General features: G+C 34.8%; 9 protein-coding genes and 2 rRNA genes. All 11 read left to right on the top strand.

Features of this window, described 5'->3' with window-relative positions; all coding sequences use genetic code 4:
• The 11 genes from atpC (at position 1) to FG904_RS01350 (ending at position 12,207) form a co-directional block, all read left to right on the top strand.
• Positions 1 to 420 (top strand): ATP synthase F1 subunit epsilon, encoded by a 420-nt coding sequence (gene atpC / locus FG904_RS01400; RefSeq protein ID WP_139592151.1) that lies wholly within the window; start codon positions 1 to 3, stop codon positions 418 to 420.
• Between the two features lie 217 nt (positions 421 to 637).
• Positions 638 to 2,144 (top strand): 16S ribosomal RNA (locus FG904_RS01395).
• A gap of 295 nt (positions 2,145 to 2,439) precedes the next feature.
• A 23S ribosomal RNA gene (locus FG904_RS01390) occupies positions 2,440 to 5,326 on the top strand.
• Together the 16S and 23S rRNA genes form the textbook arrangement of a ribosomal RNA operon.
• A gap of 175 nt (positions 5,327 to 5,501) precedes the next feature.
• Positions 5,502 to 7,163 (top strand): hypothetical protein, encoded by a 1,662-nt coding sequence (locus tag FG904_RS01385; RefSeq protein ID WP_139592150.1) that lies wholly within the window; start codon positions 5,502 to 5,504, stop codon positions 7,161 to 7,163.
• A gap of 86 nt (positions 7,164 to 7,249) precedes the next feature.
• Positions 7,250 to 7,576: a 4'-phosphopantetheinyl transferase superfamily protein gene (locus FG904_RS01380; protein WP_139592149.1), complete on the top strand. Its 327-nt coding sequence runs from the start codon at positions 7,250 to 7,252 to the stop codon at positions 7,574 to 7,576.
• Entirely contained in the window at positions 7,569 to 8,339 is a 771-nt protein-coding gene (locus FG904_RS01375; RefSeq protein WP_246051813.1) for a lysophospholipid acyltransferase family protein, read from the top strand. Before FG904_RS01380 ends, FG904_RS01375 begins: the two co-directional genes overlap by 8 nt.
• Positions 8,329 to 9,093 carry a segregation/condensation protein A gene (locus FG904_RS01370; RefSeq protein ID WP_139592148.1) on the top strand — a complete coding sequence of 255 codons (765 nt, stop codon included), beginning with the start codon at positions 8,329 to 8,331 and terminating at the stop codon, positions 9,091 to 9,093. Before FG904_RS01375 ends, FG904_RS01370 begins: the two co-directional genes overlap by 11 nt.
• Positions 9,083 to 9,658, top strand: coding sequence for an SMC-Scp complex subunit ScpB (gene scpB, locus FG904_RS01365; protein ID WP_139592147.1), 576 nt, complete (start codon positions 9,083 to 9,085; stop codon positions 9,656 to 9,658). Before FG904_RS01370 ends, scpB begins: the two co-directional genes overlap by 11 nt.
• Positions 9,659 to 9,700: 42 nt before the next feature.
• Positions 9,701 to 10,576 carry an RluA family pseudouridine synthase gene (locus FG904_RS01360; RefSeq protein WP_139592146.1) on the top strand — a complete coding sequence of 292 codons (876 nt, stop codon included), beginning with the start codon at positions 9,701 to 9,703 and terminating at the stop codon, positions 10,574 to 10,576.
• A gap of 6 nt (positions 10,577 to 10,582) precedes the next feature.
• A complete protein-coding gene (locus FG904_RS01355; protein WP_139592145.1) occupies positions 10,583 to 10,885 on the top strand; it encodes an Asp-tRNA(Asn)/Glu-tRNA(Gln) amidotransferase subunit GatC in 303 nt (100 codons plus the stop codon).
• A complete protein-coding gene (locus FG904_RS01350; RefSeq protein ID WP_139592144.1) occupies positions 10,885 to 12,207 on the top strand; it encodes an amidase family protein in 1,323 nt (440 codons plus the stop codon). The genes FG904_RS01355 and FG904_RS01350 overlap by 1 nt, the downstream gene beginning before the upstream one ends.
• Position 12,208 lies beyond the last annotated feature (1 nt).

Below are 12,208 nucleotides of genomic sequence, written 5' to 3'. Positions count from 1 at the left end.
ATGCAAACAATTCATTTAACCGTGACTACGCCTCAACAAATCTTCTATGAAGGCGATGTTGAAATAGTAACTTTAAAAACAGCAATTGGTTACATCGGGCTTCAAGCAAACCGAACCCCTATGTTTTCAAACATTGAAGTTGGACACTTAGTTATTGGATGAGAAAAAGACGACAGTTCTATTAAATGTTATATTGGTGGTGGTTTAGTTTATGCTGATGCAGAAAAAATAAACATCATCACAGACGACATTATTGATGTTAAAAACATTGATCTACAAAGGGCTTTGAAAGAAAAAGAAATTTTATCAAAAGAAATTGAAAAAGCTGCACATAATCAACAAGTTGATAGATTGAAATTAGAAACAAAACTTAAAAAAGCATTATTAAGAATAGAAACTTATAATACATATAATAAATAATTCAAAAGTTGCCATATGGCAACTTTTTTATCTATTTTCTTTGAAATGAAAAAGATTAATATAAAATAATAAAGCAAACAGCTAAATGAAGCCACACCTAAAAAATATTTAAAAAAATATTTGGTTTTTAAAATCTCAAGTGGTATAATAATTAGGCTGACAAGCAAACAGAAGTTCTTTTAAAACTAGATATATAACAAAATACATGACAGTCAATTTTTTCGAGAGTTTGATCCTGGCTCAGGATGAACGCTGGCTGTGTGCCTAATACATGCATGTCGAGCGGAGTTCTTCGGAACTTAGCGGCGAATGGGTGAGTAACACGTACTTAACGTGCCTTTTAGACTGGAATAACACTGAGAAATTAGTGCTAATGCCGGATACTTATACAAATCGCATGATTTGTATATGAAAGAAGCCTCAAAGCTTCACTAAAAGATCGGGGTGCGTAACATTAGCTAGTTGGTGAGGTAACGGCTCACCAAGGCTATGATGTTTAGCGGGGTTGAGAGACCGAACCGCCACACTGGGACTGAGATACGGCCCAGACTCCTACGGGAGGCAGCAGTAGGGAATTTTCCACAATGGGCGAAAGCCTGATGGAGCGACACAGCGTGCAGGAAGACGGCCTTCGGGTTGTAAACTGCTGTTATTTAGGATGAAAAAACCTTGCAGGAAATGGCAAGGCCTTGACAGTACTAAATCAGAAAGCAACGGCTAACTATGTGCCAGCAGCCGCGGTAATACATAGGTTGCAAGCGTTATCCGGAATTATTGGGCGTAAAGCGTCTGTAGGTTGTGTGTTAAGTCTGGCGTCAAAACTTGGGGCTCAACCCCAAATCGCGTTGGATACTGGCACGCTAGAATTGTATAGAGGTTAACGGAATTCCTTGTGAAGCGGTGAAATGCGTAGATATAAGGAAGAACACCAACATGGCGAAGGCAGTTAACTGGGTACATATTGACACTGAGAGACGAAAGCGTGGGGAGCAAACAGGATTAGATACCCTGGTAGTCCACGCTGTAAACGATGATGATTAGCTGATAGGAACTATCGGCGCAGCTAACGCATTAAATCATCCGCCTGAGTAGTATGCTCGCAAGAGTGAAACTTAAAGGAATTGACGGGGATCCGCACAAGCGGTGGAGCATGTGGTTTAATTTGAAGATACGCGTAGAACCTTACCCACTCTTGACATCTTCTGCAAAGCTATAGAGATATAGTGGAGGTCAACAGAATGACAGATGGTGCATGGTTGTCGTCAGCTCGTGTCGTGAGATGTTCGGTTAAGTCCTGCAACGAGCGCAACCCTTATTCTTAGTTAAATCTTCTAGGGAGACTGCCCGGGTAACTGGGAGGAAGGTGGGGACGACGTCAAATCATCATGCCTCTTACGAGTGGGGCAACACACGTGCTACAATGGATGGTACAAAGAGAAGCAATACGGCGACGTGGAGCAAATCTCAAAAAACCATTCTCAGTTCGGATTGTAGTCTGCAACTCGACTACATGAAGTCGGAATCGCTAGTAATCGTAGATCAGCTACGCTACGGTGAATACGTTCTCGGGTCTTGTACACACCGCCCGTCACACCATGGGAGCTGGTAATGCCCGAAGTCGGTTTTGTTAACTACGGAAACAACTGCCTAAGGCAGGACTGGTGACTGGGGTGAAGTCGTAACAAGGTATCCCTACGAGAACGTGGGGATGGATTACCTCCTTTCTACGGAGTACATACGACAACAACTTTGGTTGTCAACATTACCTATTTCAAGACTATTTTTAAATATTATTAGTCATGTACATTGTTAATAGTCCAATGGTTATATATCTAGTTTTGAGAGGATTTCTCTCATATGTTCTTTGAAAACTGAATAGTAAAGATATTAATATAACAACGACATCAAAAATAAATTAGTCAATTTGTTTTGAACCGAGTTAATTATCTAATTAGATAATAATTTATTAAAATGTCTTTGAATACATCAATAAACGATAGGTAAATATTGTTATTAAACTTTTAAATAAGTAAGAGTTTGTGGTGGATGCCTTGGGTCTGGAAGTCGATGAAGGACGTGATTACCTGCGATAAGCCTCGTGGAGCTGGATATAAGCTACGAAGCGGGGATTTCCGAATGGGGAAACCTAACTAGTGTAATGACTAGTTGCTATGGAATGAATACATAGTTCCATTTGCGAGACACGTTGTGAACTGAAACATCTTAGTAGCAACAGGAAGAGAAAATAAAAATGATTTCATCAGTAGCGGCGAGCGAACGTGAATGAGCCCAAACCAATATTTTATATTGGGGTTGTAGGACTGTTATAAATGAGTTAGAAATTTTTGCTATAGTAGAATAGCTTGGAAAAGCTAGGCATAGAGGGTGAAACCCCCGTATACGAAATGGCAAAAACTCAAACAGTATCCTGAGTAGGTCGGGGCACGTGAAACCCTGTCTGAATCTGCCGGGACCATCCGGTAAGGCTAAATACTAACCAGACACCGATAGTGAACTAGTACCGTGAGGGAAAGGTGAAAAGAACCCCGGGAGGGGAGTGAAATAGAATCTGAAACCACTTACTTACAAGTAGTCAGAGGCCGTTAATGGCTGATGGCGTACATCTTGCAGTATGGACCGGCGAGTTATGTTAACATGCAAGGTTAAGCAGAGAAAAAGCGGAGCCGAAGAGAAATCGAGTCTGAATAGGGCGCTTAGTATGTTGACATATACCCGAAACCATGTGATCTATTCATGAGCAGGCTGAAGCTTGGTTAACCCCAAGTGGAGGGCCGAACCGTAGTACGCTGAAAAGTGCCCGGATGACTTGTGAATAGCGGAGAAATTCCAATCGAACTTGGAGATAGCTGGTTCTCCTCGAAATAGCTTTAGGGCTAGCGTGTGATGTTAAGCTTTGATGGTAGAGCACTGAATATGGAATGGCCGCGCCTAGCGGTACTGACTATAATCAAACTCCGAATATCATTGTGTATTATCATGCAGTCGGAACCGGGGTGCTAACGTCCCGGCTCGCGAGGGCAACAACCCAGATCGTCGGCTAAGGTCCCAAAATTGTGTTAAGTCAGAAAGGTTGTGAGTTTTCATAAACAACTAGGAGGTTGGCTTAGAAGCAGCCATCCTTTAAAGAGTGCGTAATAGCTCACTAGTCAAGAGAACTTGCGCCAATAATGTAACGGGAGTCAAACACAATACCGAAGCCACGGGTACATTTAGTACGTTAGAGGAGCGTTCTTATCACATTGAAGTCAGACCGTGAGGACTGGTGGAGCGTTAAGAAGTGAGAATGCCGGTATGAGTAACGATTTGAGGTGAGAATCCTCAACGCCTATTGGGAAAGGTTTCCTGGGGAAGGTTCGTCCACCCAGGGTTAGTCAGGACCTAAGGAGAGGCTGAAAAGCGTATCCGATGGACAACAGGTTAATATTCCTGTACCACCTGAAATTAGTGATGGAGTAACGGAGAAGGATAGCACTACCTATTATTGGATTTAGGGGTAAGTAGCGACTGGTGAGTTTAGTTAAATGCGGACTCTATAACTGGAATCTACGATGCATAAGCATTTGCTGAATTGTGTGATTTCATGCTTCCTAGAAAAGCTTCTAAACGTTTTAACATTTCAGGTGCCTGTACCGAGAACGGACACACGTTCCCAAGATGAGTATTCTAAGGCGAGCGAGAAAACCAATGTTAAGGAACTCTGCAAATTAACCCCGTAAGTTCGCAAGAAGGGGTGCCAACTTAAGTTGGCCACAGTAAATTGTGAGGGGCAACTGTTTATCAAAAACACAGCTCTCTGCTAAATCGCAAGATGATGTATAGGGGGTGAAGCCTGCCCAGTGCCCGAAGGTTAAGCGGATGTGTTAGTTTTACACGAAGCATTGAAGTGAAGCCCGGGTGAACGGCGGCCGTAACTATAACGGTCCTAAGGTAGCGAAATTCCTTGTCGGCTAAATACTGACCTGCACGAAAGGCGCAATGATCTCTCAACTGTCTCAACATTGGACTCGGTGAAATTATGGTCCCAGTGAAAACGCTGGGTACCCGCATCAAGACGAAAAGACCCCATGGAGCTTTACTACAACTTCGTATTGGAACTTGGCCTAACATGTGTAGGATAGGTGGGAGACTGTGAGACTAAGGCGCTAGCCTTAGAGGAGTCGACCTTGAAATACCACCCTTGGTATGTTGAGTTTCTAACCTGCCACCGTTATCCGGTGGGGAGACAGTGCGTGGTGGGTAGTTTGACTGGGGCGGTCGCCTCCTAAAAAGTAACGGAGGCGTTCAAAGGTACACTCAATACGGTCAGAAACCGTATGTAGAGCGCAAAGGTAGAAGTGTGCTTGACTGCGAGACCTACAAGTCGAGCAGGTGCGAAAGCAGGACTTAGTGATCCGGCTGTACGTCATGGAACGGCAGTCGCTCAACGGATAAAAGTTACCCTGGGGATAACAGGCTTATCTTGCCCAAGAGATCACATCGACGGCAAGGTTTGGCACCTCGATGTCGGCTCATCGCATCCTGGAGCTGGAGTCGGTTCCAAGGGTTTGGCTGTTCGCCAATTAAAGCGGTACGCGAGCTGGGTTCAGAACGTCGTGAGACAGTTCGGTCCCTATCTGATGTGGGCGTTGGAATATTGATGAGAGCTGCTCTTAGTACGAGAGGACCGGAGTGGACGTACCGCTGGTGTTCCAGTTGTCTCGCCAGAGGCATAGCTGGGTAGCTAAGTACGGAAGGGATAACCGCTGAAAGCATCTAAGTGGGAAGCCTCCTCAAAGATAAGTATTCCCTTGAAATTCCTTGTAGACTACGAGGTTGATAGGATGGAAGTGTAAGTGTAGTAATACATTCAGCTGACCATTACTAATAAATTAATAGGTTTAAAGGTTTAAAATGTATTCAACGACATTTTAGTAGATTATTATTACTATTCAGTTTTCAGAGAATATAAAAATTTTCACCGCTAGGTGATTTTTTATTTCATTTTTCAGTTTTTGCTGTATTTTTTCATATTTGAAATTTAGCAAAAATAACATAATAAGGTTTTTTTATAAAATGAAATTATGTCATTGAACTACATAAAAAAGAAATGCAATAACAATACTGAATTAGTTTTTCATACACTGAGAGGTGAAGATCATGAAGTGTTGTTAAAATTGTATTTAAAATCAAATATAAGAAACAAAGAATTAAAATCTTTTATAAAAAACGCAAAATTCAGAAAACAAATAACTTTATGTATTAAGAATTTTAAAGATTTAGATGCTATGAAACATTATAAATTAAATGTTTTAACTAAATTTAAAGATAATTACTTAATCTTTTTACCATATCAAGATTTAAACTTGCTAGCACTTTGATACTGTCGTTATTTACCTTTAAAAACACAACAAAAAATACAAGATATATACTATGAATTAAAACCAATTAAAAAATTGATTCAAATTTTACTTAATAAATTTCAATTGATAACTAAAATCAATTTTCCTCAACTTTTTCAACTCCAAGATTGTTTTAAGAATAAATTACAACATTATTTTAACTGTAGTCAATACAATGATTATTTATGTTATACACATGATTTTGAACATTGCAATTTAGTTTGACAGCATATTTTAGATCAAAATGCGACTCATTTAAGTTCTAATTTAGAAAAAGTGAATAAAGAAAATATTTTGTCATCAAACACTTACTATATCTTGCCTTTGTTTTATAAAAGTTCAGATTTTAAAACAAATATAGAAAATTTTTACTTGGACTTTTCTAAAAATTCAACTAGTACAAAAATACATCTCCTATTATTTAATTCTAATCATCAGATTGTTAGTGTTTACGACTATGCTAACACTGAATGGATATGAGCTATAAATAATTATTTTACAACCAAGAAAATAAATAAACCCAAGCTTATAATTTATGCTAAAAATCCGATATTTTCAATGTTGTTTGATATTTTGAACAAACAAGATATGTATCAGATTGATTATTTTGATTTTAATTGAAATAATAATTTATATAAATACCCATCATTAAAAATCAACAATTATGTTAATTTTTATAGAAATATTAATTCACTAAATGGTCAAGACAATCACTGTGTTTGTTTATCAAAAATACTAAACACAAAACAATGTATTAAGTTTATTTATAGCCATAAACTTTGAACTAAAAAACACAAAGAAATGGAATATTTAACATCAATTTTTCCTATAATAAATTCAAAATATAATCAAAACAATAAAGAAAATATTTATAATTATGCGAACTTATACGACAACAGAATTTTTAACTGACTTAAGGAAACAACATTTATATTTAAAGCCAATTATCAAGCAACAGTAGTTGAACATGTATACCCTGAATTAGATGCATTATTGAATTTAGAAGAAAATATTGAATTAATAGAATCTCTAATCAACAGCACAAATATTTCAAAAAACTTTAACTTAAACCTAGTTTTTCAACCTCAAATAGATATAAATTTCTTTTTTAAATTTTTTCAAATGACTTTAAATTTATTGAATGAAAAACTAATTGAATTAGAAATTAATTATTCATTCAAAATGAGTGATTTATTCGATTTCTTCATGATTTATTTCAAATATGCTAATGTCAAAACTCTTCATTTATATCCAAATTTAATCAAAGAATTAAAGTTCTGTAAACAGTTGAATAACTATGACAAAATTAATCGTTTACTATTAATTATTTTCAATAAAATCTAATTTTTTAAGTTTCAAACATAGTGCCATAAGTCTTAACTTATGCTATTTTCTTATAGTAATTTACTGGAAATTTATATAATAAATTTATGCTAAAAATAGGTGTTGATATAACTGAAATTAAGCGTTTTTATAATAAAACTGATGTTTTTGTTAAACGCATTTTATCAAACGATGAACTAACGGCTTTTTATACCATTGATCCCAATGATATAGACACAAAAGCACGTTTTCTAGCACGTGCATGATGTATAAAAGAAGCTGTTTTTAAAGCTGACAACGCCTACATTGATTTTAGAAAAATCAATTTAATTAAAAAAGGCCCGCTGTGAAGTTTCAAGAACTTTGTTATCTCGATTAGTTATACTTCACAATTGATAGTGGCTTTTGTACAAGAGGATATTTATTATGAGTAAAAAATGTGCCATTAATACTACTTTGAAACAAATCTTAACATCACCAATTTGATTGTTAAGATCTCTATCAATCATTTTTAAAGCTAGACGTTACCGTAAACAAGCAGATACTTTACCGCTTGAAGTTAGATACAATTACGTTTTAAAGTTAGCTAAGAAACTTTTAAAACTATATAACATTGATGTTGAAGTGAGAAACTATGACAATTTACCACGTAGTGGTGCTACACTGCTAGTTCCAAATCATAAATCTAATTTTGACGCTTTAGCTTTAATGGTTGCTTTAGAACAAAAATCAGAAGAATACAATATTAAAGAATTCATGGCTACATTTTTAGCTAAAAAAGAATTACAATCAAAATTCCTAACTAAAAGAGTTTTAAACTTAATTGACACCTTTTATATCGATCGCACCTCACTGCGTGAAAGTTTAAAAACACTAGATGAATTTAGTGCGCACATCAAAGCACAAAAAACACTAGGTGTCATTTTTCCAGAAGGTACTAGAGTTAAAGAAAAAGCATTAGGTGAATTTAAATCTGGTGCATTCCGTGTTGCGCAAAAAGAATATATGACCATTGTTCCTGTTTCAATCTTTAATTCATTAAATGCAGATTCAAGAACTAAAAAAGGTAGACAAACAATTGTCATTAATTTCTTAAAGCCTCTTAAACCTTCAAACTTTATTTCGCAAGACTCAAAAGCTGTGGCAAGCAGAACAAAACAGTTAATTGAAGAGGATTTACAAACTTATGAAGATTAGAAGTAATCCGAATTACGCTGAATTCACTTTCCAATTTGATGAATTTGAAGGTCCGTTAGATTTACTTTTAAATTTAGTTCGTGAAAAGAAAATGAACATCGAATCAATTAACCTTGTTGAATTAGCAAATCAATATTTAGAAATCATTGATTCACTAAAACAAGATGATATTGATGTAGCTGGAGAATATTTAGTAATGGCAGCCACTTTAATTAAAATTAAAGCTAATGCAGCCATTCGTGAAGATGGTCAAGAACCAGATCCAGAAGTTCAAATCGAAGAGGATGAACTACGCCGTAGTTTATTGGCTTATGAACAATTTAAGCAAATTTCTAAAGCTCTTGAAACATTTCAAACAGAACGTCAAGACATCTACATCAAAGAACCTTCTGACATCGAAGAATTTATAGTAGATGTTAATGACAGTCGTTTGGATGGTCATAGTACCCCGGCTAAGTTGATTAATGTTTTAAAGAAAATGTTTGAAAGAGTTCATGCTCAAAAATTGAAAAGTGTTAAATTGCAACAAATTAATCTAGCACCAAAAGATCAATTCCCATTAATCAAAAGTCTTTTAAAACAGCACCCTGAAGTACCGTTTGAAATGATTTTCAATCAACCTTCAATGCAACACTTTGTTATTACATTGTTAGCTTTATTAATTTTAGCCAACCAACAGTTCTTAAAAATCATTCAAACAGAAGAATATGGTGAAATCAAAATAGTTCGAGGAGAGTTATACAATGAAGAATAAAATACTTGAAGTTTTACTATACTACCAAGGTGATGAAGGTTTAAACTTAGAACAAGTTAAAGAGATTTTTGGTTTAAACAATCAAGCTGAAGCTAAAAAAGTTATGGAAGACTTTTTAAGAGAATATAACAAACTTGAACAAGGTTTAAAGGTTGTTAACTTTAATGACATTTATAAACTAGCAACTCGTGAAACTTACAAAGAATGAATTACAAAAATGGTTACAGTTGCTAAAAAACAACGTTTATCTCAAGCGACTTTAGAAGTTGTAGGGATTGTCGCTTATAAACAACCAGTTACAAGAAGTCAAATTACTAAATATCGTGGAAACATTGTTTCTGATCACATTGTGTCAACTTTAATCACAAAAGGGATTATTGAAGAAGTGGGTGTTTCTCCAACACCTGGTAGCCCTATTTTATATGGAGTTACTGCTAAATTCTATGATCACTTTAAATTAACAAGTATGCAAGAGCTACCAAGTTTACGTGATTTTAGCCATTTAGATCAATCTGATGGAGACACTGAAGACTTTGACTTATATTCAAGCCAAAGACAGGAATAAAATTGTTTAGCAATTTTATTTTTTGTATTTATAAGGAAATTTATGATTCAAATTAAAGCAACACATAATGATGCTAATCGAAACATTTATAAAGTTTTACAAAATTACTTACCTAACTTACCTAAAAGTAAATTAGAACAATTATTTCGTAAAAACGAAATTAAAATCAACAACATACGTAAAATAGCAAAAACACATATTATTAATCAAAATGATGAAATTGTAGTTTATGGTATTGACAGTTTTGAACTTGTAACAAATCAACAAACTGAACTAAAAAAAGTATCACAACAATTCACTGTTATTTATGAGGATGATAACATTTTGCTTGTTAATAAACCAAATGGTGTTGAAGTTCACGGTGAAGAAAATAGCTTAGATAATCAAGTTTTATCATACTTAAAATTTAAATCACAAGACAGCTTTAAACCTTCACACGTTGGGCGTTTAGATAAAGAAACTAGTGGATTAATAGTTTATGGTAAAAATTATGCAACTTTAAACTATTTAAATCAAAACTGAGACAAAGTAATTAAACGCTATTTATTTCAAAATGATTTAGACCTAAGCGCTTATAGCGTTAAAAACCCTTTAGTTGTTAAAGGTTATATTTCAAAAGATGAAGCTAAAAAACGTATGAAATTTAGTCCCAAACAATCTGAAAATTCTAAATTAGCCATCACTCAATTTTATTCAGATAAAAACAAAAAAGTAGCGCAATTAGTTACTGGACGCAAACACCAAATAAGAGTTTCATTACGCTTTTTAAATAAACCAATTCATGGTGATAAAAAATATCAAGGCGCTAAAGCAAATCGTTTAATGCTACACTGCTATCAAATCAAATTTACCGAATTTACAGGAGGGTTAAAATACTTAAACAATTTAGAGTTTTATTCATTACCTAAATTTAAGTAATTCATTATGAAAACAATTGAAAAAGAAAAGTTAATTCAAATCGCTGATTCACTAATGTTAGAGCCTACTCCTGTAGTGTTAGAAAACATTTTAAATTCATGAATTTCAATTCAAAAACAACTACAAGCTTTAGATAAATTAGACTTAGAAAATGTCCAACCTATGGAAAGAATGGATGCTACGCCTGTTTTAGAACTGCTAAGAGAAGATGAACTAGATATGTCATATGCTATTTCAAAACAACAAATTTTAAATAACGCTTATAACAAAGATCAAGATTATGTGATTTTAACTAAGGTGGTTAAATAATGCAAAATTATAAACACAAAGGAAATTTCGAATTAGCCTTAAGAGAAATGCAAAATGATACAAATAATGCAGTATCGCACGTTTTTTCAGATGGTTTAATTTCACAAAATCCTTCAAATACAATTCTAAAAGATGTTGTTTTTACAATCAAAGATGTTTTTGCAACAAAAGACGCAAAAACACAAGCATCAAGCAAAATTCTACTTAACTTTCAGCCAGGTTATAATGCTACAGTAGTTTCTAAATTACTTGATGCATCTGCTAAAGCAGTATCAAAAGTTCATAACGATGAATTAGCCTTAGGTGGAACAGGAACTTACAGTGGATTTGGACTAATAACAAACCCACTAGATCCAAAACGCCTAGTCGGTGGATCATCATCAGGTTCAGCGGCAACTATGACTAAAAATGTAGGATTAGCATTAGGTTCAGATACGGGTGATAGCGTTAGACTTCCAGCATCATACAATGGATTAGTAGGCTTCAAGCCTTCTTATGGGGCTATTAGTCGTTATGGTATGTTTGCATATGCTTCTTCTTTAGATACAGTTGCTTATTTCACACATGATGTTTCTGACACAATTGAAGTTGCTAGAGCAACATATGGTTTAGATGATAAAGACATGACAACAAAAGAAGTAGAATTGCCAGTAAATCAATCTCTAAAACCTGCAAAAGTTTTAGCACTGGATTTATCAGAGTTTTGTCAAGATTTTGTCAACAGTGCCTACAGCAATGCTTTAAACAAATTAAAAGAAAATAATATAGCAGTCGAAGTTATTAAACCTAATTTAGATATTTTAAGAGCAATTAATATTGTGTATCGTGTAGTAAGCTTCTCAGAAGCTAGCTCAAACCTAGCTAATTTAAATGGTGTTGCATTCGGAAATCGTGTTGAAAAAGACACTTGACAAGATATTATGCACTCAACACGCTCAACACATTTTGGACAAATGGTACAAGAAAGACTAGCGTTAGGAAGTTATTTCTTATATACAGAAAATCAACAAGAAGTATTTATTAAAGCTCAAAAAGCTAGAACTGTTATTGCTAATTATTTAAACTCACTACATGAACAGGCTGATGTTGTTATTTATCCTGCCTTCGCTTCAATTGCTCCATTGCTTGATGAAGATACTTCACAATATGATGTAATGAATTACATTTTAACAGGTGCTAATTTAGCAGGTAATCCATCAATTACAATTCCATTAGGTACATACAACGATTTACCGTTTAACTTAGCTATAGATGCTAAAAGATACAATGATGCCAAATTATTAAGTTACGCTTTATATATTCAAGGTTTAATTAAGGAGTAAA

Source organism: Mycoplasma nasistruthionis (genome assembly GCF_006228185.1).
GTDB lineage: Bacteria > Bacillota_I > Bacilli_A > Mycoplasmatales > Metamycoplasmataceae > Mycoplasmopsis > Mycoplasmopsis nasistruthionis.
Note: the sequence above shows the minus strand (reverse complement) of the source record. Positions and strands in the feature narration are given on the sequence as shown.